The sequence below is a fragment of the Streptococcus sp. HMSC056C01 genome, assembly GCF_001811305.1.
In the GTDB taxonomy this organism is placed as follows: Bacteria; Bacillota; Bacilli; order Lactobacillales; family Streptococcaceae; genus Streptococcus.
The window spans coordinates 49,714-70,526 of record NZ_KV804216.1 but is presented as its reverse complement, the minus strand read 5'-3'; the positions used below and the strand labels follow the sequence as shown (position 1 = coordinate 70,526).

The window sequence follows — 20,813 nt, the reverse complement described above, 5'->3', positions numbered from 1 at the left end:
GCTCACGTTAAAGTGAAAGATAATAAGGATAATATCAAAAAAGCCCTGTTTTTAGGGCTTTCTTTACTTGCTAATATAAGAAATCAATGCCGTAGTTTTCTTTTAGATAGGTTGCCAACTCGGCTTTTTCTTCCTCTCTAAATCGACAGAGGCTAAGGGCCAGCCGCAATATCAGGACGCTTGTATCGACGATAACATTTGACTTAGAAATATCTTCTAGCTGGGTGACCTCTCTCAGGTCAAAATCTAAATAGTAAGCCTTGCTGTTGGCATGGTCAGGGTCACTGACATCCACTTCAACATACGATGCTCGCAACAATTCTTCTTTTGGGATGAAGATTTCCTTGGAAAAGAAGAGCCCGGGATAGACATAAATACCTTCAAAGGTGAACTCAAAGGAGAGTCTGCGACTAGAAAGTCTTTTGATACCTGCAATCGTTGCGTAGATAGCAGCAAAAAAGAGAATGGTTGGAACCACAGTGAGAAGACTAAGCTGGGAAAAGTCGATTAATCCATGCGCGAGAAAAAAGAAAAATTGAAAGAATACACCCACTGCAAAGACTAGATAGCCGACACCGACATATTTTGAATAATAGATTTTCATAGAAACCTCCATATATAGAATTGAACTCACAAATGTTTTTTCAGCAGACGGAGTCTAGGCCGTGCAGAGTTGAAATTCTAGGTATTCCCATCATATCCTATGGAGCAAAGTTCTGTCAACCTTTTAGCAAGTTGCGATACTTAGTTATCCTATGACCTAGCAAGTTGGTTTGTGGTATACTAGGATAAAATCATTCCAAATTTTGAGGACTTGTTTTTATAAATAGAAAGAGGTCAATATGTTTTTTCTCGGACGCCGTCGTGTCTTTATCGGCGAATGTGATGGACAGGCTGTTTATTATGACCAAAAGACAGGAGAGGCTTTAGCTGCTCCAAAGAGTAAGTTGCTCAATACTGAAAAAGCTGGTGACACGAATTCCTTTATTCCTGAATTGGTCATTCTCTTACTAGCAGGTGGACCTGCAATTTCGGGTTTCTTTTCCCTCAAGTTTATTGGTGTCTACAACTGGTTTAGTCTAGCTTGTATTTTTCTATTTTGGTTGATGCAGTTTTTCTCGTTGGTTGCTTTACTTGAACGAGCACTCTATAAAAATGTTCGCAAAGCACAGCCGAGGACAGAGAAAGTCTTTTACTATGCCGCATCTCATAATTTGTTTGTGAAAAATCAGTTTGATCCTAGACAACTGTCTGCTTTACCTTTTCGATTTGCCCGCTTTGCAGTAAATATAGTGTCCATCTATTATTTTTTGTATTTCTTGACTCTTCCTCTAAAATTTGGTCAACCGATTAATGAAAGCTATGGTTTGTGGTTGGCTGGCTTGCTATTCTTTTCAGTATTTCTTTTGTATAACCAAAACAATCCAGTTCGCTTTGTGAAGATTATGGGATTATATAGTCAAGGAAAAGTACGATTTAAGGAAGAAGTGGAACATTGAGAAACTATCTTGGGATTCTGCTAAATATCTAGAGAAAATCTTTTAGAAAAACAAAAAAGCCTTGATTTCAAGGCTTTTTCCTGTTGTTTAGATGCCCCCTGCAGGCTCTTTGAAAGAAACTTAGAAAAATCTAAAATGAAATTATTTCAAAATGGGGTAAAAGCAAAATTTCCCTCCCTACTTTCTCAATTATTCCTAATTTTAGTTCCAAAAAGCTTCAATTCATAATCTAATTATAATATGGGTAATGGGTACTATCTTATTACATTCAGATTTTTGTTCTCTTCAAAGAGTTATGTAGGCTTTATGGTTTTAAATAGGTAAAAAGTTGAATTATAGTGAGTATTGTGTCACAATAGGTAATATATAAATAATTAATGGAATGGATATAATTCTTTCCTACCTTTACAAGAAGGATTGGTTGCACCTTTTTTATCTAGCAATTATGGTTAGCTTTCAAGTTTAGCTAGTTTTTAAAAGCTCTGATTTCGACTCAATAAAACAAATTTCAGAAGTGCAAAAGACAAGATGGTGACATTGCTACAGTCAGTCGCCATGTCTTGCTGGCACAGGCTGTTTGTGCCGTCAGCTATTTACCAGTCAATTTGATCAAAGGGCTTAATTATTATTTTTGAAAGGTCTTTTATGGAAAAAATTCTTTCTTTAGGTCTGACAGGTAAGAAATTACTTGTTCAGGGTTTCTTGTTTGTTCTGCTAGGTCTTATCTTGATGGTCACGGGAACTTGGTTGCCAGTGACGGTTATTCGACTGGTTCTGTTTTTAGCTTGGATAGCAACGGTCTTAGATTTAGTATTACGTATTTTCAAAAAAAGTCAGTCAACGGACACCTTGGGAGTTGCACTGGTTAAATTGTTAGTGATGGGATATTTGCTAGGCTCGAATCTTGCTACTGATGTGCCAATTTATATTTTGGCTCTTGTGATTGGAATTTATCAGATTTTTCATGCTAGTATCAACCTTGTCACCTATGTTCTCTACCGCAAAAACAAAATTCGACCTCGTTTTCGTTTCTTACTAGATGGTCTCGTACTAGTTTTTCTTGGTGGGACTAGTCTTTTGTCCTCTACGGGAAATTCTGTCTTTCAACTCTTTGTTTTAGGGGCTTATTTTTGCCTTTATGGTGTGTCCAATATCCGTGACGGTTTCTTATTTGAAAAGGAAATTGGGAAAAACCATCTCAAACGTCGTGTCAGAATGAGCTTACCTATTGCCCTAGCCGCTCTCATCCCTGCAAGTACTTTAGCAAAAATCAATAAATTCATGCAGGAAAATGCTGATGAGGAAGAGGAAATCTATCTTGGAATGGTGAAGTTTGGTAAGACAGCAGATCTTGAAATTTTCGTTCATACAGCGGAGACTTCTCTATTTTCAGCTATTGGTCATGTGGATATCTGCTATCAAGGCCGTGTTATTTCTTATGGCAACTATGATCCGTCTTCTGAGACCTTATTTGGCATGGTAGGAGATGGTGTCTTATATTTCTGTGATCGTGACAAGTACATTGACCTATGTAAACGTGAGAGTCAAAAAACGCTTTTTGGTTATGGGATAGATTTGACGCCTGAAATGGAAAAAGCAGTTCAGAAAAAGTTGGCTGAATTGAAACAACTGACGATTCCATGGGAGCCAAGTGCAGATAAAATCATGACAGGTGATGGTAAGGAAGACTACACCTACGCTTATAAAATCAGACATGAGACGGATGGGGAACTTTATAAATTTATCAAATCTAAGTTTAAATCCTACTTTGTCTTGTCCACAAACTGTGTGCTCTTGGCTGATACCATAGTCGGTCAAGCTGGAACAGATATCCTCTCACCAAAAGGATTTATCGCTCCAGGAACTTACCAAGCCTACCTTGATCGAGAGTTTGAAAAACCAAATAGTATAGTCGTATCTAAACATGTTTATTAAGGAGAATTTATGAACTTAGTTAAAAAATATACCCCGTTAATCCTTTTTATAGGGCTGGTTGCTCTTGTAATTCTGAATGCATCGAGCTTTATATCAGGAGCAATCTCTCTCTTTGATGTAACATCAACCTTGATTTATGGTGCTGTTATTGCTTTTGTGCTTAATGTTCCTATGAAAAAAATTGAACAGTACTTAGTTAAATTGAAGGTAAAGGCAGAGTTGCGTCGTCCGATTGCCATGGTACTTGTTTTCCTAGCTCTTATCTTAATCGTGATTGCTCTTTTGGTTTTGGTGCTGCCAACCCTAGCTCAGACTATTAGTCAGCTGGGAACAGTCCTTTCAACAGTCCTTACTCAACTTGGGAAATTGCTAGGCAGCTCGGAATTTGTAACCAAAGACATGTTGTCAACTATCGTATCAGGCATACAGGGACAATCTAGTTCTATTAGTCAAGCTTTGATAACCTTCTTATCCGGTCTGACTAGTAATATAGGAAATATTTTTTCAAGTATAATGAATGCCTTTCTGATTATAGTATTTACCTTTTTATTTTTATCCAGTAAGGAACATTTGGCAGCGATGACGAGTCGACTTCTAAAAGTTTTTCTTCCAGAGAAGGTGGTGATAAAGTTGACTTACATTGGACAAGTAGCACTAGAGACTTATGACCAATTTTTGATGAGTCAGCTGATTGAAGCAGTTATCATAGGAGTTATGATAGCGGTTGGTTATAGCCTATTTGGACTACCTTATGGGGTAATGACAGGTATATTTGCAGGAGTGCTATCGTTCATTCCTTATGTAGGGCCTATGATTGCTTGTGTTGTGGGAGCGATTTTTATCTTCACAGTGAGTCCTACTCAAGCCTTACTTTCTCTTCTTCTATATCAAGTTATACAGCTGATTGAAGGAAACCTTATTTATCCAAAAGTTGTAGGTCAGTCTATTGGTTTACCAGCCCTTTTCACGCTTGCGGCTGCTAGTATCGGAGGGAATCTTTTCGGACTACTTGGAATGATATTCTTTACCCCCGTATTTGCTGTTATCTATCGACTGGTTAAAGAATTTGTCGTTGCAAAGGAAAATCAGGTAGATTAAGAAAAACTAAATTTAATAAGATATACTGAGAAGAGAGTGAGAGATTCTCTTCTCTTTTATTTTTAAATACTTTTCTACAAAAAGCTATTAGACGTTAAAAAAAGCCTTGGTTTCAAGGCTTATTTCTGTTGATTTAGATGCCCCCTACATGAATTTGTAAGAACTTTTCATATTGAAAATAAACAAAAATGTTGAAATATAGCTGATTTTAGGGAAATACTTTTAGGTGTTTTCAATGTCAGGATTTAAAAATGGGGCAAAAGTGGGGCAAAAACGAATGACTCGTATTTTGTTTGAAAACCTATAATACCTAATGATTATGCTATTCTAGATATATAGTTTTGTTATAAATAAATGTCAGTGCGAGTTCAAATCGGAGGATAAAATGGAAAAACAAATTAATGAAAAAAAAGCCTTGGAAAACCAAGGCTTTTTTAATGCTATAAACTCATTAAAAGAACCCCCAGTTAGATTTGGAATATTTTTTATTCTGTGTCACATAAAAATAAATAAAATGAATGGCTATAGCTAGAGTAAAAATGGTTGCAATACTCAACACTGTTATAGGATTAGAAGCGAAAAGCAAAGAGAGAATCAAGGCAGCCAGATAGAGTGTCGCTTGAGCACAGTAGTAACTTCTCGGATAGCGAAGATAGTTTTTGTTATAGGGCCCATTTGCTAGGACAGCAGCTTGGAAGAGGCCAATTCCGATATAAAAGAAGCTGATTGCAACGAGAAGATTAGCCTCGGGATTCAGGAGATAACCCATCGAAACTGTCATCAACATAAGCCCGATGAAAATAGGATAGTGACTATAAATTACAAATAATCCCTTTTGACTAGATCCTTCATCAATAGCATGGTCAAATTCGCCAAAATAAAACAAGAACAGGGAAAGCATGATAACGAAATTGAGAACCGAATAAATCGAGAAATTCTCGACTGTAAAGAAGCTAGCTAGCCCAACAACCATCTCTCCAAACGTAATAATCACAAGAAGGGAGACGCGCTCGATTAAATGGGGAAGATTTACCTGGAAATGCTCATCTTTAGTAATCAAGAAAATTGGCACAATAAATGTTAGCAGAATACTAGCAATAAAGATATAGACTCCAACGTAAATAGGAAAAAGAGCTGCCAGATAGACTCCTAAACTTCCTAGACCTGTTAACCATAGAAAACCTTTGATACTTTCCCGATCAGTATTATCGGTTGATTTTCTAAAAAATTCAACCAAATATTGAAAAAATAAGGTAAGGGTCAATGTACCAACAGCCCAACAGGTATAATAGAACCATTGTTGCCAATTGTATCCAATCATATTGGACATAAAGAGCATAAGTCCCATGTTGATAAACATGATTACCATGTTAAATAACGAGTTTGTTCCATAGCGATTGGTATAAATGGTTTGAATCATCCAGGAATTGATGATAACCATGACAGAGATGAAGAAATCAAGTAAAGAATCCCAAGCCACAACACCGCTATGAAGAGGGTGAATTAAAGCAGTTGCTTTTGAAATTGCAAAAACAAACACTAGGTCATAAAATAGTTCTGAAAATTCTACACGTTTATGCTTAATAAGAGTTGTCATATTAATACCTTTCTACTTTAGAAATACAATACATTATAACAGAAAATGGTAATGAAAGAAAAGGATATGCTTAAATAATTTCATGTGGCGCGAATTGTCAAAACCTTGACTTCTTTTGTCATTTACTTGAAAAAGCAACCCTGACGAGTTGCTTAAAATCCTATTAAAAATTAACTGTGTCAGGATCATTCTGAGTTTTGATGCCTTGAATCTTATCCAAGACTGCCATATCTTCCTCTGATAAGTCGAAGTCGAAGATATCCAAGTTGGCTTCAATATTTTTAGGTGTCACAGACTTAGGTAGTGGCAAGAAACCTTTTTGAAGGCTCCAACGCAGAGCAACTTGTGCTACAGATTTACCGTTACGTTCAGCCACTGCTTCAACATCTTCATTTCCAAAAATGCTACCTGTACCTAGTGGACTATAGGCTTCAAGAAGGATATCGCGCTCTTGGCAATAGGCAACTAAGTCTTTTTGGTCACAACCTGGAGCCAAGAGGATTTGATTGACATGTGGCACAATTTCAGCCGTTTCAAGAAGAGCTTCTAGGTGATGTTGCATAAAGTTAGACACACCGATAGCACGCACCTTACCTTCTTTGTAGGCTTCTTCCATTGCCTTCCAAGCGCCTGCATTACCAGACTTCCAAGCATCATTCTCACGAAGTGCCTTTGGATTTGGCCAATGGATAAGCAAAAGATCCAAATAATCCACACCGAGTCTTTCGAGAGACTCATCGATAGAAGTCTTAGCCAACTCGTAATCGTGCTTATCATTCCAAAGTTTGGTAGTTAGGAAAATATCCTCACGTGCCAAATTACTATCAGCAATCGCCTTACCTACAGAAACCTCGTTACCGTAAATTTGTGCGGTATCAATATGTGTGTAACCAGCCTTAAGTGCGAAGCTAACGCTGTTATAGGCTTCTTCGCCTTCAGCAATTTGCCAAGTTCCAAAACCAATTTTAGGAATAGCAACCCCATTTGCAAGCGTATATGTTTCCATGATTTTCACCTTTTCTTTTTTTAATAGTACTATCTTAAATAAGATAAGGCAAAAATGCAAAGATTTGCTACGGCTATTATTATGAATAGTTCCTTACTTCTTTTTCCGATGTTCGTAACAGCCTTTGGAGATATTATTACTTGGGAAGAGAATGAATTTGTAAGAACTTTTCATATTGAAAATAAACAAAAATGTTGAAATATAGCTGATTTTAGGGAAATACTTTTAGGTATTTTCAATGTAAATATTTCAAAATGGGGCGAAAGTGGGGCAAAAATAACGAATGACTCATAAAGGTTTCCTAATCTCTAACCTTTTCTGACAACAGGTTGCTCAACTTCTAACTGAGAAAGTATCACTAACGGATATTGCCAGAAGACTTCGTATGAACCTCTGTTCCCTTTTATAGTAAATGCCAATACATTCTAATGGGGAATAGTAGCGAGTGAGTATGAAATCCGGCAATAGAAAAAATGCCTAAAAAATACTATAATATTAAGTAACATAGACAAATAAATTAGAATTTAGAGAGGTTTTTCGGCGAATGTTAGGATATGAAAAAAACGAAAAGTTAGAATTTAATTATAAAAAATCTTGCGGTTTGTGGTTAATTGCGGTTGCCGTAGTTATCGCAGTTGCTACCTTAATAGGTGGGCAACAAATTATAAATATGCAAGTGTTTACTAGTGGTTATATAGTCTTCTTTTTTACGATTAATATGAATAAAGACTTACTAAAAAAACTATCCACTGGACCATCGACTAAATTTCAAAATAAGGTTTCTCAATACTCAATAATATTTCTGTTTATATTAATGGTTTTTTTAGGCGGTTCATTTTTTGTTACGGAGAATTGGAGATTGATATGGTTGGGGGCATTATTAGTCACAGCATTGCATTTTTTCCCATTATATTTTGTACATGGAAAATCAATGATTTTATTAGGAATTATGTGCACTATTAATATTATCATGGGATATATTTTTTCTGATGTCTCTTTGGTACTATTTGCCTATATTGATGCAATAATTAAATTTATATTTGGAGTTTATTTGTTATTTTTTTCTAAAGCAACGAAGCAATAAATCCCAATTGTTTGTTGAACTAGCAACTTAATAAGAATAACAGAGGAACAGTAAATCGGAAAAAGGTTTACTGTTTTTCTTTGCTCAAAATACTTAGCTTGTGAAATCATATTTCTCCCTCCTTCTGACATATTTAGTCTAACAAAAAAGCCGTCGGGAAAACGGCTTTCGAAGATAAGATTTTACAATAGAAAAGCGAGGATATCCTCGCTTTTTTTATTTAATCTAATAGCTCCTTATTTTCAATTAAGAGCTCTAGTGGAGATTTATCTCTTGCTTCAATAAAACCAGGTTCATATTGGGTATGAAGTGTTCTTTTCTGAGAAGTTGGATCAATATACAACTCTTTTCCATCTTCTGTGTATAGTTGGTTGCCTCTTGTTAGGTAAAGTAAATCCTCTAAGTACTGTCCATCAGTATGTAGGAAATGCTCGATGTATTTGACAGTTTTTAAGATTTCACTTACTTTATCAGAGTATTCATTAGATTCAAGAACACTCTTTTCTAACTCAATCTCTTTACTCGTTCCAAAGAGTTGGGTTGGAGTTGCATTAAAATATTCCGCTATCTTATCCAAATTTGCAAAGGTAGGATAGCTTTTTTGTTTTTCATAATCAGAGATGTCTGGAAAGATTGCTCATAAAAAAAATGTGGGGCAAATGATGGGGCAAATCAGTTATAGACAAGCAAAAAAGCCTTATAAATAAAGGCTTTTTCCTGTTGATTTAGATGCCCCCTACAGGGCTCGAACCTGTGACCCATAGATTAAGAGTCTACTGCTCTACCAACTGAGCTAAGGAGGCAAATAAAAAGCTGTATTGGTGCCGAAACTTCACGGTTTGTATTGAACCCGCGCAATTAAGCAGGTGGGCAACTCGCTCTAACTGAAGCTGTTTCCGTGTGAGACGGCCTACATGCTGTTAGAAGACTTTTGTTTCCCTAATAATACAAAAAATAGTCGGTCAACACTTAAATGTGAAGTCGTACACCACAGCGTTTCTATGTTTATATAATACCACTTTTTCAAAAAAAATCAAGGGGTAAATGTAATTATTTGGAAAGGATTTCACAAATTTCGTAATTTATCAATGGTTTCCTTGCGCTGAGCTAGGGCTCGTTCGTATTTTCCGGTATCTTCTGGTGAGAAGTAGCTATGGTCGCGAATTTTTTCTGGTAAATAATCTTGCTTGACCCAGTGACCAGGATAACTATGTGGATAGAGGTAGTTTTGGGCGTTGCCTAATTCCTTGCTACCGCTATAGTGGCCATCTCGCAAGTGACGTGGGATTGGTAAATGACCAGATGTTTTAAGGTCAGCCAGGGCCTTATCCATAGCTACATAGGCTGTGTTGGATTTAGGTGAAAGCGCCAGATCAATGACAACATTGGCAATGAGGATGCGAGCTTCGGGGAAGCCGATTCTCTGTGCAGCATCCAAAGCAGTTACGGTATGGATCTGTGCATCGGGATTAGCCAAGCCGATATCTTCATAAGCAATCACCGTCAAACGGCGTGCCAAACTAGGAAGGTCACCAGCTTCGATCAAGCGAGCAGCATAGTGGAGACTGGCATCCACATCAGAGCCACGGATGGATTTCTGGAGAGCAGATAGAACATCGTAATGTCCATCTCCATCCTTGTCCATAGTGATATAGCTTCTCTGAAGACTATTTTCCATGATGTCAAGCGTGATATGACGGATGCCGTCATCATTTTCTGGGGTGGAGAGAACTGCCAAATCAAGTGAGTTAAAGGCAGAGCGGAGGTCTCCGTTGGTAGATGTTGCGATAAAATCAAGGGCATCATTATCTAACTCAACAGGGAAATTAAAACCTCGTTCAGGGTCAGTCAGGGCGATTTGAATGGCTCCTTTGACATCTTGGTTAGACAGAGGTTCCAGTTCAAAAATCTGAACACGGCTACGAATGGCTGGAGTGACAGAAAAGAAAGGATTTTCAGTCGTCGCCCCAATCATGATGACCAGTCCGCTTTCCAAGAGAGGCAAGAGGAAGTCTTGTTTAGTCTTGTCAAGACGATGAATCTCGTCTAGTAGCAGTACAAGGCCACCTGAGAATTTAGCTTCTTCAGCGATTTCTTGGAGGCGTTTTTTACTATCAACTGTGGCATTGAAGGTCCGAAAGGCATACTTGGTTGTTCCAGCGATGGCTGAAGCGATACTGGTTTTTCCGATGCCTGGAGGTCCGTAGAGGATCATAGAGGATAGGCGATTGGCTTCCACCATACGGCGGATAATCTTGCCTGGTCCAACCAGATGCTCCTGACCGATGACCTGGTCGATGGTTTTGGGGCGCATACGAAGCGCGAGATTGTCTGGCATAGCAGTCCTTTCTAACATGGATTTTCTGATACTAATGTGGTAATATGGTAGTATCTATTTTAGCATATTTCCGAGTATTCGGGGCGATTAAAGAGTCGTATAGAAAGAGGACAAAATGGCAACATATGGATTTTTAGATGTTTTACAAGAAGAGTTGGACAAGAACTTTCCTTTTGATTATGAGATTAGTTGGGACAAGCGTAATCATGCGGTTGAAGTGAGTTTTCTATTAGAGGCACAAAATGCTGCAGGGGTGGAGATGTTAGATGAAGACGGAGAGGTTTCGTCAGATGATATCCTTTTTGAAGAAGCGGTACTTTTTTACAACCCTGCCAAGTCAACAGTTAATGAAGAAGACTATCTCACGGTCATCCCTTACCTGCCGAAGAAAGGTTTTTCTCGTGAATTTTTAGCTTATTTTGCGCTATTCCTTAAAGATACTGCAGAGGTTGGACTAGATGCCCTCATGGACTTTTTGGAAGACCCAGAAGCAGAAGAATTCGTCATGGAATGGAACCAAGAAGTCTTTGAAGAAGGAAAAGTTGGCTTGGAAGAAGGAGAATTTTACCCTTATCCGAGATACTAGGAGTTGGTTGGAGATTTTATGAAGAAAATTGGGATTTATTTGGTTTATGTGCTAGCTTTTGTATTTATTATGCTAGCTTTTGCTTGTGGAACAATCGCATTTGCAGAGTTGGGGTATTCCGCAGTTTTAGTCTTTACTTTTGGTTATGCCTTCGCTCTTCTAAGTATGTATTTAATCTTTATTCTTCATGAGCTGGGACATGCTTTTTGTGGCTACTTGACAGGCTATCGGCTGGTGGCTTTTGGATTAGGGAACTTTCTTTTAACCAAAAAGTCAGGAAGGCTTCATCTTAGTCGAACAGCAGTTATAAAAAATGTTGGTGCTCAGTATATTGGTTTAAAAGAGAATGAAAGTGATCAAAGAATCATCTTGATGCTTTCAGGAGGCTTGATAGTTCACCTTTGCTTGATATTATTGGCAACACTTTTTGGTTTTTTGACAACAAACTGGTATTTTGCAGGCACTTGGATTTGTCTAAATTTATCTCTTCTTCTATTCAATGCTCTGCCAGTTGGGATTACCGATGGAGCAAAAATTTGGGAATTACTACAACACCCTGAAAATACGAAATACGCCTACCTGATGTTGAGGCATTCTGCCCAGACCTTGCTAGCTCCTCAAGAATATGATTTAAAAGACTTTATCATGTCTGTTGATGAGGATGTGAGAGGGAGTTTTGCAGAAAGTGTTCAGACTCTTCAGGGATTGGTATTCATATTGGATGATAATATAGAGCTTGCAAAGCAACAGTTTCAGTCTGTGTTAGAGAAAACAGATAATCCAATGTCTAAATCTATTTCTCAATTATACCTTCTTCAAATTGCTCTGATAGAAGGAGATAATAAGAAGGCGGAAGAATATGCAAGTATTCGAGGGGTCAAATCCTTTTTATCTCTAAAAACAGCAGATATGCAGGTCATTCAAGCTTGGTATCAATTTAAGGCAAAGAAAGATGTAGTTCAAACTCACAAGGCTATGAAGATTGCTAGACAAAAAATGAATAGCAGCCGGATGTTACGGGATGAGAAATCCTACTACCAGCAGTGGTTAGATGAGTTGGAACAAGCCATACAGGAAGAAGAGACTCAGTGAGCTGAGAAATAGAAAAGGGAGCTGTCCGATGCTTCAGAAATTTAAGCGGTTATTTAGTAAAAAATCCCAAGAACGTGAGTCGTTCCTTCCCCGCAATCGCTTTGCGGATCTAGATTTCGAGAGAGTATTGAAGTCAGGAACTCGTCGCCTTGTTAATGAGGAAGGACGCTATGCTGAGGATGGGAAAATCACAGAACTTGAATTTCCTGAAGATTTTGCGGAATTTGAATTTCTAGTTGGTTTTAAGACGGAAGAGGAAGAGCAGTTTCAGCAACTATTAGCTCGTTTAAATAGTATTGATAATGCCATTCAGTCCCATTTGGAAAGCGAGTTGCAACAACCCATCCCTCAGTATGCTAAGGATCTAGGCTATACTCAGAAGAGGTGGGAGAAAACCTTTTACTTCCATCCTTGGATATTAAGTTTTGAGGAAAACCCGCCTAATCTTCGCTATGTTGCAGATTATGTAAATGATGAGTTTACGGTTTATTTTGCTAAAAAACATGGCAGATGGCAAGCATACTGGGATGCAGAGTGCCAAAAAGTAATCGAAGAAAGCTAGCTCGTATTTTCCTAGAGAGTAATTGTTATCATAGAAAAGAGTAAATATCATGGAATTATTGGATAGCAGAATGGATTTCCAAGGTTGCAAGATTGCCTTGATTTGTGGGGATAAGGTCTTGACTATCTTACGTGATGACAAGGACGATATCCCTTGTCCCAACATGTGGGAGTTGCCAGGTGGTGGTCGTGAAGGAAACGAAAGCCCTTTCGAGTGCGCAGCGCGTGAAGTTTATGAGGAATTGGGAATTCATTTAGATGAAGACTGTCTGCTTTGGAGCAAGATTTATCCTAGCGTAATCTTTAAAGACAAGCAATCGGTCTTTATGGTTGGTCAGCTAAGACAAGAACAATTTGACAATATTACCTTTGGGAATGAAGGACAGGCCTATAAACTGATGCCTATTGAGGAATTTTTGAAGTCTAAACAGGCAGTGCCTCAGCTACAGGGGAGATTGAGGGATTATTTGGAGGAAAGTTTATGATAACACTTGTTCGAGCGGGAGCAGAGGATTTGGAGACCATCATTGCGATTCAAAGAGCTAGCTTTAAGTCTGTCTATGAGAAATACCAAGATGAATATGATCCTTATCTGGAGGACCGTGAAAGAATTAAGTGGAAACTAGTCGAGCGTCCCAATAGCTATTACTACTTTGTAAAAGAAGATGAAGAAAACATCGGATTTTTACGAGTTCAGACCAATGCCGAGTTAACGAAAGCTTGGTTGGGAACGGCAGCGATTTTGCCTCAGTATCAAGGAAAAGGGTATGGATCTAAAGGTTTAAGCTTACTGGAAAAAGAATTTCCAACCATCACACAATGGGATTTGTGTACGGTGTTACAGGATGCAGGCATGGTTGCTTTTTACGAGAAAAACGGCTATCGTCAAATCCACATTGAGCCTGAAAAAGAAGGCATGGATATGGTCTACATGAAAAAATTGATAGAGAAATAGAAAGGATGGTTCAGTTAAATTTCTAAACTGAATACGCCCTAAACACGGTGCCGAAAAGATAAACTTCTCTTAGACACAAGCGTCTTCAGAGAGTTTCCTATTTTGGCTTTGTGTTTTACGGGCTTGGTATCTTAATGATGGAAACATGGCAAGAGTTAAAAGTTACAGTGAAGCGTGAGGGAGAGGAGTTGGTTTCCAACCTCTTGATTGAGTTAGGTGCCCAAGGGGTAGCAATTGAAGATAGCATGGACTATGTGGGCAATGTGGATCGTTTTGGTGAGATTTTCCCAGAGGTAGAGCAGCAAGAAGAAATCGTAGTGACAGCCTACTATCCTGATACGGTTGATGTGGCAGTGGTTGAGGCAGACTTGCAGGCTCGCCTAGCTGAATTGACCGACTTTATGGATTTGGGTGAGGTCAAGATGGGGACGACTGCCTTGGCTGAGGAAGACTGGGCAGATAACTGGAAGAAATACTATGAGCCAGCTCGTATCACTCATGATTTGACTATCGTGCCGTCTTGGACAGACTATGAGGCGACTGCTGGGGAAAAGATTATTAAGCTAGATCCTGGTATGGCCTTTGGAACAGGAACTCACCCAACCACTAAGATGAGCCTCTTTGCCTTGGAGCAAGTCCTTCGTGGTGGAGAAACAGTGCTAGACGTAGGAACAGGTTCTGGAGTTCTTTCTATTGCTAGCTCTCTTCTTGGTGCCAAGGAGATTTTTGCCTATGATCTCGATGATGTGGCTGTTCGTGTCGCTCAGGAAAATATTGAGCTCAATCCTGGTATGGAAAACATCCATGTAGCACCAGGAGATTTGCTTAAGGGTGTGGAGATTGAGGCAGACGTCATCGTGGCCAATATTTTGGCGGATATCCTTATCCATCTGACAGAAGATGCTTATCGTTTGGTCAAGGATGAAGGCTACCTCATCATGAGTGGGATTATCAAGGACAAGTGGGACATGGTGCGTGAGTCGGCTGAGTCAGCTGGATTTTTCCTTGAAACCCACATAATTCAAGGGGAATGGAATGCCTGTGTCTTCAAGAAGACCAAGGATATCTCCGGTGTGATAGGAGGCTAGCATGCAACAGTATTTTGTTAAAGGCAGTGCAATCTCTCCTGTCACTATCGAGGATAAGGAAACCAGCAAGCACATGTTTCAGGTTATGCGCCTGAAAGAAGATGACCAGGTTACCTTAGTTTTTGATGATGGGATCAAGCGCTTGGCGCGCGTGCTGGATGTGGAAAATCGTCAGTTTGAGGTGGTCCAAGAGTTAGCTGATAATGTGGAACTGCCAGTCCAAGTGACCATCGCATCTGGTTTTCCCAAGGGAGATAAGTTGGAGTTTATCACTCAAAAGGTGACGGAACTAGGTGCCAGTCAGATTTGGGCCTTCCCTGCCGACTGGTCCGTTGCCAAGTGGGATGGCAAAAAATTGGGCAAAAAGGTTGAAAAACTAGAAAAAATCGCCCTTGGAGCAGCAGAACAAAGTAAGCGAAACCTTGTCCCAAGTATCACACTTTTTGAGAAAAAATCAGACTTTCTAGCCCAACTGGACCAGTTTGACCGCATCGTGGTGGCTTATGAAGAGTCGGCTAAAGAAGGCGAATCAGCTGCCCTTATCCAAGCTGTTGCTGGACTGGAAAAAGGAGCAAAACTGCTCTTTATCTTTGGACCAGAAGGTGGTCTTTCACCTGCTGAGATTGAGAGTTTTGAAGCCAAAGGAGCTGTTCTAGCAGGACTTGGCCCTCGGATCTTGCGAGCAGAAACAGCACCGCTTTATGCCTTATCTGCTATAAGTGTTTTGCTTGAATTAGAGAAATAAGAGGAAGAAGATGGAACAAAAACACCGTTCAGAATTTCCTGAAAAGGAACTTTGGGACTTAACTGCCCTATATCAAGACCGTGAAGATTTCTTGCGTGCGATAGAAAAGGCGCGTGAAGACATCAATCAATTTAGTCGTGACTACAAGGGCAATCTTCATACTTTTGAAGATTTTGAGAAGGCCTTTGCGGAATTGGAACAAATCTACATTCAGATGAGTCATATTGGCAATTACAGCTTTATGCCTCAGACGACGGACTATGGTAATGAAGATTTTGCTAATATCGCCCAGGCTGGAATGGACTTTGAGACAGATGCCAGTGTAGCTTTGACATTCTTTGACGATGCCTTGGTAGAAGCAGATGAAGAAGTCTTGGACCGTTTGGGTGACTTGCCACATTTGACGGCAGCCATTCGTCAGGCCAAAATCAAAAAAGCCCACTATCTTGGGGCTGATGTGGAGAAGGCCTTGACCAATTTGGGTGAAGTTTTCTACAGTCCACAGGATATCTATACTAAGATGCGAGCTGGGGACTTTGAAATGGCCGATTTTGAAGCCCATGGAAAAACATACAAAAACAGCTTTGTGACCTATGAAAACTTCTACCAAAATCACGAGGATGCTGAGGTTCGTGAGAAATCCTTCCGTTCCTTTTCAGAAGGACTTCGTAAGCACCAAAATACAGCTGCGGCAGCCTATTTAGCCCAAGTCAAGTCTGAAAAACTCTTGGCAGATATGAAGGGCTACGACTCAGTCTTTGACTATCTTCTTGCTGAACAAGAAGTAGATCGTTCCATGTTTGATCGTCAGATTGACCTCATCATGAAGGACTTTGCGCCAGTCGCTCAGCGATATCTTAAGCATGTTGCCAAGGTAAATGGTCTTGAAAAGATGACCTTTGCAGACTGGAAATTGGACTTGGACAGCGCCCTTAATCCTGAAGTGACTATTGACGATGCTTATGATTTGGTCATGAAGTCGGTAGAACCTTTGGGACAAGAATATTGTCAGGAAGTTGCTCGCTATCAAGAAGAACGCTGGGTGGACTTTGCTGCCAATAGTGGCAAGGATTCTGGAGGCTATGCAGCTGATCCATATCGCGTGCACCCTTATGTCCTCATGAGCTGGACAGGTCGTTTGAGTGATGTCTATACCTTGATTCATGAAATCGGGCATTCTGGTCAATTCATCTTTTCAGACAATCACCAAAGCTATTTTAACGCCCACATGTCGACCTACTATGTTGAAGCACCGTCAACCTTCAATGAATTGCTTCTCAGCGATTACTTGGAACAGCAGTCTGAGGATCCACGTCAGAAACGCTTCGCTCTTGCCCACCGCTTGACAGATACCTATTTCCATAACTTCATCACTCACCTTCTGGAAGCTGCATTCCAGCGTAAGGTGTATACACTGATTGAAGAAGGAGAAACCTTTGGGGCAAGCAAACTCAACAGTATTATGAAGGAAGTTTTGACTGACTTCTGGGGAGATGCTATTGAGATTGATGATGATGCAGCACTGACTTGGATGCGTCAAGCTCACTATTACATGGGCTTGTATAGTTATACCTATTCAGCAGGTTTGGTTATCTCAACAGCGGGTTACTTGCATCTAAAAAATTCTGAAAATGGAGCTAGAGACTGGCTCAATCTTCTCAAGTCTGGTGGTAGCAAGACACCACTTGAGTCAGCCATGATTATCGGAGCCGATATTTCAACGGATAAACCACTCCGTGATACCATTCAATTCTTGTCAGACACGGTTGACCAAATTATCGCTTACAGTGCCCAGTTGGGAGAATAAAGTCATAAAAGTGCAACAATAGAGTTATATTGTTGAGATTTTAGAATGACATTTATTTAATAAAGTTTGCTGAAGACTTTGTCTTCAGAATGTGCGTTATTATAGATCTATCGGTTGGATTTTATATCTTGTCGTGGGCGATTAGACTAGGGAAAATACTTAGAAAAGGACGGAGATGCTAGTGCATGTCAATAAAAAACTTAGCTTGCTTATCATTGGAATTGCTATGCCGATTTTGTTTATGATTTGGAAATTCAGTCAGCCTGTTCTTCCAAAAACTTATCAGGAAGCTGTTCAGTACACGAAAGCAATCAATATGAAAGAAATGCGCTCCAAACTTGCAAATGGCGACGAGTTTGTCGTCTACATTGGAAGAGAATCCTGTCCCTACTGTCAAAAGTTTGTGCCCAATTTGGCTCTAGCGATTCAAAAAAGTCACCAGACGGTCTATTATTTGGATAGTGCTTCGAATGAAAAGGATGAGATTACAGCCTTTGCAAAAGAAATGGATATCCAAACCGTTCCGAATCTTTCAGTCTATCAAAATGGTAGTAAATCACGCTATTTAGAGCAAGGAAGTTCCGCTAGTCTTGAAGAAATCCTTTCATTTCTGAAGCATGAATAGGACAGAAAGATTGTTTTAAATGACAAAAAACGACTCCGAAAATTGGAATCGTAGAGATGAAAAAAGAGGTTGGATTTTTTTCCAACCTCACTTTTTTAATCTTAATGGAATTGCATACCACCATCAACGATAATGGTTTGACCTGTAATGTAGTTTGAATCTGGTCCAGCAAGGAAGCTAACTGCTGCAGCTACATCTTCTGGTTCAGATAGGCGTTTCAATGTAATATCTTTTGCGAATGTTTGCATACCCCACTCGTCATCTTTTCCTGCATTTTTTCCAACTTCATGAGCGATATCATACATCATTGGTGTTTTCACGATGCCTGGGGCATAGGCGTTGACAGTGATACCTGACTCTGCTAAATCACGCGCCAATGTTTGAGTAATACCACGAACAGCGAATTTTGTACCGCCGTATACAGTCAAGTTTGGATTTCCGACAACACCTGCTTGAGAAGTAGCATTGATGATTTTACCACCGTGACCAAGTGCTTTAAATTGAGCCTGAGCAGCTTGTGCTCCCCAAATTACACCACCGACGTTAATAGCAAATGTGCGAGCAAATTGCTCCTCTGTAATTGTATCCAGAGGTGTAGTAGGAGCAACACCAGCATTGTTTACAACAACGTTCAAGTCTCCGAAATGATCGACAACTTTTTGGAAAGCTGCAGCAACTTCTGCTTGTTTAGATACATCAGCTACAACAGCAAAAGCTTTCTCTGCTGACAATTCAGCAACTGCTTTCTCAGCTGTTTCAGCGTTGTAGTCTAAAACTCCAACCTTAAAACCATCTTGAACCAAGCGTTTTGCGATTGCAAAACCGATCCCTTGACCTGCACCTGTAACGATAGCTACTTTAGACATATGATTCCTCCTCGGTATCCGTGATACCATTCAAACGTTCATAAAAGAACAGCAAAAGGTTTATAAGTGAGTATTGATAGGTTTCTAAAAGAAGTCCTATCACGTTTTAGTATACAACTTTGTGAAATTTATGTCAAACAAAGACTGGTTTTTGGGGAAAATTAACCCTCTAAGAGTGAAAAAACTATCTGAGACTAACATGTTTATTTCTTATAATGAAGATAGCTAAAAAAGAATGTTGTATAATAGATGTGTATGATTGGAGGTATGGGGATGTATCAAGAATTGAAAAGAAAAGTAGCAGAAGAAAAACCGAGTTATCGTCAAGAAGAACTCCAGTGGTTGCTTGAGCACTTAGGAGATACTAGTCCAGAGATTCGCGATGAATTGGTTTTTACCAGTCTGGCTAGGGGGATTCAAGAAGAGTTATTTACCAAGGAGCAATTTCAGTTGATTGCTGCTGAGATTGTCTCTGATGGTGGACTAGATAAAGAGATTGATAAGATCGGAGTTTTCACGCTTGAACGTTCTTTTAGGGCACTTATTTATGCCAATCTCTTATCTGCTGATGGCAATGAACAGTCTCTTTTTTATCAAGTGCTTAAAACTGATATCAGAAATACGTTGCTCGATCAAGGTTTGCATTACCTTGAAAAAGAAGAGGATACGACTGGTTTTTCAAGCCAGTATGGTTGGGTGCATGCTTTTGCTCATGGGGCTGATCTTTTGACTGAAGTTGTTTGTCATCCAGACTTTCCTAAAAACAGAGTTCATGAAGTATTTGACATACTTGGCCAACTATTTAAAAGAATTTCGATTCGGTTTATAGATGATGAGGACTGGCGCTTGGCCAGAGTCCTTTATGAACCTATTTTGCAAGGCAAGGTGGAGCAAGCGACGCTGGCTTCTTGGATAAAGTCACTTGATTTCCCGATAGAAGAGAGGGAAGATTTTTATAAATTTTCCAATTTCAGATCCTGTCTCTTAGAAATCTATGTTCAACTCGACCAGAGAAATAATTTACAAGATGACTTGAAAGAAGCTATTCAATCTTTCCAATATTAGATTTTGATTATCAAATGTGAAAACTTGCACAAAAGTTCCAAGCACATTTCTTGAAACCCTTTCCTTCTTCTGATAGACTAATACATAGTTTGAAAAAAGGAGACTTATCATGAAAAAATTTGTTGCTGAATTAATCGGTACTTTTATGCTTGTGTTCATAGGAACAGGAGCTGTTGTTTTTGGAAATGGTGTTGAGGGACTTGGACATCTTGGAATTGCTCTTGCCTTTGGTTTGGCAATCGTAGTCGCAGCTTTCTCAATCGGAACTGTTTCAGGGGCTCACTTGAACCCAGCTGTTTCGATCGCTATGTTTGTTAACAAACGTTTGTCATCTTCAGAGCTTGTAAACTACATCCTTGGTCAAGTAGTTGGTGCCTTCCTAGCATCAGGATCTGTATTCTTCCTCTTGGCAAATTCAGGTATGTCAACTGCAAGTCTTGGTGAAAATGCCTTGGCAAAAGGTGTCACTGTCTTTGGTGGTTTCTTGTTTGAAACAATCGCAACTTTCTTGTTTGTTTTGGTGATCATGACTGTAACATCAGCAAGCAAAGGTAATGGCGCAATCGCTGGTTTGGTCATTGGTTTGTCATTGACAGCTTTGATTCTAGCTGGCTTGAACATCACTGGACTTTCAGTAAACCCAGCTCGTAGCTTGGCTCCTGCTGTCTTGGTAGGTGGCGCAGCTCTTCAACAAGTTTGGATTTTCATCCTTGCACCAATCGTTGGTGGAGTTCTTGCAGCTCTTGTTGCTAAAAACTTCCTTGGAACTGAAGAATAATTGAAACTCAAAAAGCCTTGCTCCTCATGATGAGGAACAGGGCTTTTTCGTATGATACTCTTCGAAAATCTCTTCAAACCACGTCAGC

At 39.4% G+C, this 20,813-nt stretch carries 21 protein-coding genes and 1 tRNA gene; 15 read left to right on the top strand and 7 right to left on the bottom strand.

Annotation, left to right across the window (positions count from 1 at the left end; all coding sequences use genetic code 11):
- Nucleotides 1–70: 70 nt before the first annotated feature.
- Nucleotides 71–604 carry a hypothetical protein gene (locus tag HMPREF2795_RS09595; RefSeq protein ID WP_060955215.1) on the bottom strand — a complete coding sequence of 178 codons (534 nt, stop codon included), beginning with the start codon at nucleotides 602–604 and terminating at the stop codon, nucleotides 71–73.
- Nucleotides 605–842: 238 nt separating this feature from the next.
- Between HMPREF2795_RS09595 and HMPREF2795_RS09590 the strand changes: the two genes are divergently transcribed.
- The 3 genes from HMPREF2795_RS09590 to HMPREF2795_RS09580 all read left to right on the top strand — a co-directional run bounded on the left by HMPREF2795_RS09590 (nucleotide 843) and on the right by HMPREF2795_RS09580 (nucleotide 4,532).
- Nucleotides 843–1,499, top strand: coding sequence for a hypothetical protein (locus HMPREF2795_RS09590; RefSeq protein ID WP_075228753.1), 657 nt, complete (start codon nucleotides 843–845; stop codon nucleotides 1,497–1,499).
- Between the two features lie 645 nt (nucleotides 1,500–2,144).
- The gene (locus tag HMPREF2795_RS09585) at nucleotides 2,145–3,434 is read left to right on the top strand and encodes a hypothetical protein (RefSeq protein ID WP_075228752.1); all 1,290 of its coding nucleotides are present in this window, start codon (nucleotides 2,145–2,147) and stop codon (nucleotides 3,432–3,434) included.
- Nucleotides 3,435–3,443: 9 nt separating this feature from the next.
- Nucleotides 3,444–4,532 (top strand): AI-2E family transporter, encoded by a 1,089-nt coding sequence (locus HMPREF2795_RS09580; RefSeq protein WP_075228751.1) that lies wholly within the window; start codon nucleotides 3,444–3,446, stop codon nucleotides 4,530–4,532.
- A 451-nt stretch (nucleotides 4,533–4,983) separates the two neighbouring features.
- On the opposite strand, the gene HMPREF2795_RS09575 is transcribed toward HMPREF2795_RS09580, so the two are convergent.
- The gene (locus tag HMPREF2795_RS09575) at nucleotides 4,984–6,129 is read right to left on the bottom strand and encodes a low temperature requirement protein A (protein ID WP_000209242.1); all 1,146 of its coding nucleotides are present in this window, start codon (nucleotides 6,127–6,129) and stop codon (nucleotides 4,984–4,986) included.
- A gap of 163 nt (nucleotides 6,130–6,292) precedes the next feature.
- Nucleotides 6,293–7,135, bottom strand: coding sequence for an aldo/keto reductase (locus tag HMPREF2795_RS09570; RefSeq protein WP_070888836.1), 843 nt, complete (start codon nucleotides 7,133–7,135; stop codon nucleotides 6,293–6,295).
- Nucleotides 7,136–7,679: 544 nt separating this feature from the next.
- Between HMPREF2795_RS09570 and HMPREF2795_RS09565 the strand changes: the two genes are divergently transcribed.
- The gene (locus HMPREF2795_RS09565) at nucleotides 7,680–8,219 is read left to right on the top strand and encodes a DUF6609 family protein (protein ID WP_075228750.1); all 540 of its coding nucleotides are present in this window, start codon (nucleotides 7,680–7,682) and stop codon (nucleotides 8,217–8,219) included.
- 220 nt (nucleotides 8,220–8,439) lie between these two features.
- Here HMPREF2795_RS09565 and HMPREF2795_RS09560 read toward each other — a convergent pair whose 3' ends face one another.
- The 3 genes from HMPREF2795_RS09560 to HMPREF2795_RS09550 form a co-directional block, all read right to left on the bottom strand.
- Nucleotides 8,440–8,853 carry a helix-turn-helix domain-containing protein gene (locus HMPREF2795_RS09560; protein ID WP_261675920.1) on the bottom strand — a complete coding sequence of 138 codons (414 nt, stop codon included), beginning with the start codon at nucleotides 8,851–8,853 and terminating at the stop codon, nucleotides 8,440–8,442.
- A 96-nt stretch (nucleotides 8,854–8,949) separates the two neighbouring features.
- Nucleotides 8,950–9,022, bottom strand: a tRNA-Lys gene (locus HMPREF2795_RS09555).
- A gap of 263 nt (nucleotides 9,023–9,285) precedes the next feature.
- Nucleotides 9,286–10,557 carry a replication-associated recombination protein A gene (locus HMPREF2795_RS09550; protein ID WP_049509303.1) on the bottom strand — a complete coding sequence of 424 codons (1,272 nt, stop codon included), beginning with the start codon at nucleotides 10,555–10,557 and terminating at the stop codon, nucleotides 9,286–9,288.
- A gap of 115 nt (nucleotides 10,558–10,672) precedes the next feature.
- Here HMPREF2795_RS09550 and HMPREF2795_RS09545 point away from each other — a divergent pair, with 115 nt between their 5' ends.
- The 9 genes from HMPREF2795_RS09545 to HMPREF2795_RS09505 all read left to right on the top strand — a co-directional run bounded on the left by HMPREF2795_RS09545 (nucleotide 10,673) and on the right by HMPREF2795_RS09505 (nucleotide 18,016).
- Entirely contained in the window at nucleotides 10,673–11,143 is a 471-nt protein-coding gene (locus HMPREF2795_RS09545) for a DUF3013 family protein (RefSeq protein WP_006149390.1), read from the top strand.
- A gap of 18 nt (nucleotides 11,144–11,161) precedes the next feature.
- Nucleotides 11,162–12,235, top strand: coding sequence for a M50 family metallopeptidase (locus HMPREF2795_RS09540; RefSeq protein WP_060955230.1), 1,074 nt, complete (start codon nucleotides 11,162–11,164; stop codon nucleotides 12,233–12,235).
- A 28-nt stretch (nucleotides 12,236–12,263) separates the two neighbouring features.
- Complete coding sequence (locus HMPREF2795_RS09535) at nucleotides 12,264–12,797, top strand: hypothetical protein (protein WP_075228748.1); 534 nt, start codon at nucleotides 12,264–12,266, stop codon at nucleotides 12,795–12,797.
- Nucleotides 12,798–12,846: 49 nt separating this feature from the next.
- Nucleotides 12,847–13,281, top strand: a complete 435-nt coding sequence (locus HMPREF2795_RS09530) for an NUDIX hydrolase (protein ID WP_075228747.1) — start codon at nucleotides 12,847–12,849, stop codon at nucleotides 13,279–13,281.
- A complete protein-coding gene (locus HMPREF2795_RS09525; protein ID WP_075228746.1) occupies nucleotides 13,278–13,751 on the top strand; it encodes a GNAT family N-acetyltransferase in 474 nt (157 codons plus the stop codon). The genes HMPREF2795_RS09530 and HMPREF2795_RS09525 overlap by 4 nt, the downstream gene beginning before the upstream one ends.
- Nucleotides 13,752–13,888: 137 nt before the next feature.
- The gene (gene prmA / locus HMPREF2795_RS09520) at nucleotides 13,889–14,839 is read left to right on the top strand and encodes a 50S ribosomal protein L11 methyltransferase (protein ID WP_148131306.1); all 951 of its coding nucleotides are present in this window, start codon (nucleotides 13,889–13,891) and stop codon (nucleotides 14,837–14,839) included.
- 1 nt (nucleotide 14,840) lies between these two features.
- A complete protein-coding gene (locus HMPREF2795_RS09515; protein WP_049509285.1) occupies nucleotides 14,841–15,584 on the top strand; it encodes a 16S rRNA (uracil(1498)-N(3))-methyltransferase in 744 nt (247 codons plus the stop codon).
- 10 nt (nucleotides 15,585–15,594) lie between these two features.
- Complete coding sequence (pepF, locus tag HMPREF2795_RS09510) at nucleotides 15,595–17,391, top strand: oligoendopeptidase F (protein ID WP_075228745.1); 1,797 nt, start codon at nucleotides 15,595–15,597, stop codon at nucleotides 17,389–17,391.
- Between the two features lie 175 nt (nucleotides 17,392–17,566).
- Nucleotides 17,567–18,016 carry a DUF6568 family protein gene (locus tag HMPREF2795_RS09505; RefSeq protein ID WP_261675912.1) on the top strand — a complete coding sequence of 150 codons (450 nt, stop codon included), beginning with the start codon at nucleotides 17,567–17,569 and terminating at the stop codon, nucleotides 18,014–18,016.
- A gap of 101 nt (nucleotides 18,017–18,117) precedes the next feature.
- Here HMPREF2795_RS09505 and HMPREF2795_RS09500 read toward each other — a convergent pair whose 3' ends face one another.
- Nucleotides 18,118–18,882, bottom strand: coding sequence for a (S)-acetoin forming diacetyl reductase (locus HMPREF2795_RS09500; RefSeq protein WP_075228744.1), 765 nt, complete (start codon nucleotides 18,880–18,882; stop codon nucleotides 18,118–18,120).
- Nucleotides 18,883–19,155: 273 nt separating this feature from the next.
- Between HMPREF2795_RS09500 and HMPREF2795_RS09495 the strand changes: the two genes are divergently transcribed.
- Both HMPREF2795_RS09495 and HMPREF2795_RS09490 read left to right on the top strand, forming a co-directional pair.
- Nucleotides 19,156–19,947: a DUF2785 domain-containing protein gene (locus HMPREF2795_RS09495; protein ID WP_049508977.1), complete on the top strand. Its 792-nt coding sequence runs from the start codon at nucleotides 19,156–19,158 to the stop codon at nucleotides 19,945–19,947.
- A 109-nt stretch (nucleotides 19,948–20,056) separates the two neighbouring features.
- Nucleotides 20,057–20,725, top strand: a complete 669-nt coding sequence (locus HMPREF2795_RS09490) for an MIP/aquaporin family protein (RefSeq protein WP_075228743.1) — start codon at nucleotides 20,057–20,059, stop codon at nucleotides 20,723–20,725.
- Nucleotides 20,726–20,813: the final 88 nt, after the last annotated feature.

Coding starts and splice junctions, on each gene's coding strand:
- HMPREF2795_RS09595 (WP_060955215.1), bottom strand. CDS start 604: ATGAAAATCTATTATTCAAAATATGTCGGTGTCGGCTATCTAGTCTTT.
- HMPREF2795_RS09590 (WP_075228753.1), top strand. CDS start 843: ATGTTTTTTCTCGGACGCCGTCGTGTCTTTATCGGCGAATGTGATGGA.
- HMPREF2795_RS09585 (WP_075228752.1), top strand. CDS start 2,145: ATGGAAAAAATTCTTTCTTTAGGTCTGACAGGTAAGAAATTACTTGTT.
- HMPREF2795_RS09580 (WP_075228751.1), top strand. CDS start 3,444: ATGAACTTAGTTAAAAAATATACCCCGTTAATCCTTTTTATAGGGCTG.
- HMPREF2795_RS09575 (WP_000209242.1), bottom strand. CDS start 6,129: ATGACAACTCTTATTAAGCATAAACGTGTAGAATTTTCAGAACTATTT.
- HMPREF2795_RS09570 (WP_070888836.1), bottom strand. CDS start 7,135: ATGGAAACATATACGCTTGCAAATGGGGTTGCTATTCCTAAAATTGGT.
- HMPREF2795_RS09565 (WP_075228750.1), top strand. CDS start 7,680: ATGTTAGGATATGAAAAAAACGAAAAGTTAGAATTTAATTATAAAAAA.
- HMPREF2795_RS09550 (WP_049509303.1), bottom strand. CDS start 10,557: ATGCCAGACAATCTCGCGCTTCGTATGCGCCCCAAAACCATCGACCAG.
- HMPREF2795_RS09545 (WP_006149390.1), top strand. CDS start 10,673: ATGGCAACATATGGATTTTTAGATGTTTTACAAGAAGAGTTGGACAAG.
- HMPREF2795_RS09540 (WP_060955230.1), top strand. CDS start 11,162: ATGAAGAAAATTGGGATTTATTTGGTTTATGTGCTAGCTTTTGTATTT.
- HMPREF2795_RS09535 (WP_075228748.1), top strand. CDS start 12,264: ATGCTTCAGAAATTTAAGCGGTTATTTAGTAAAAAATCCCAAGAACGT.
- HMPREF2795_RS09530 (WP_075228747.1), top strand. CDS start 12,847: ATGGAATTATTGGATAGCAGAATGGATTTCCAAGGTTGCAAGATTGCC.
- HMPREF2795_RS09525 (WP_075228746.1), top strand. CDS start 13,278: ATGATAACACTTGTTCGAGCGGGAGCAGAGGATTTGGAGACCATCATT.
- prmA (WP_148131306.1), top strand. CDS start 13,889: ATGGAAACATGGCAAGAGTTAAAAGTTACAGTGAAGCGTGAGGGAGAG.
- HMPREF2795_RS09515 (WP_049509285.1), top strand. CDS start 14,841: ATGCAACAGTATTTTGTTAAAGGCAGTGCAATCTCTCCTGTCACTATC.
- pepF (WP_075228745.1), top strand. CDS start 15,595: ATGGAACAAAAACACCGTTCAGAATTTCCTGAAAAGGAACTTTGGGAC.
- HMPREF2795_RS09505 (WP_261675912.1), top strand. CDS start 17,567: ATGCTAGTGCATGTCAATAAAAAACTTAGCTTGCTTATCATTGGAATT.
- HMPREF2795_RS09500 (WP_075228744.1), bottom strand. CDS start 18,882: ATGTCTAAAGTAGCTATCGTTACAGGTGCAGGTCAAGGGATCGGTTTT.
- HMPREF2795_RS09495 (WP_049508977.1), top strand. CDS start 19,156: ATGTATCAAGAATTGAAAAGAAAAGTAGCAGAAGAAAAACCGAGTTAT.
- HMPREF2795_RS09490 (WP_075228743.1), top strand. CDS start 20,057: ATGAAAAAATTTGTTGCTGAATTAATCGGTACTTTTATGCTTGTGTTC.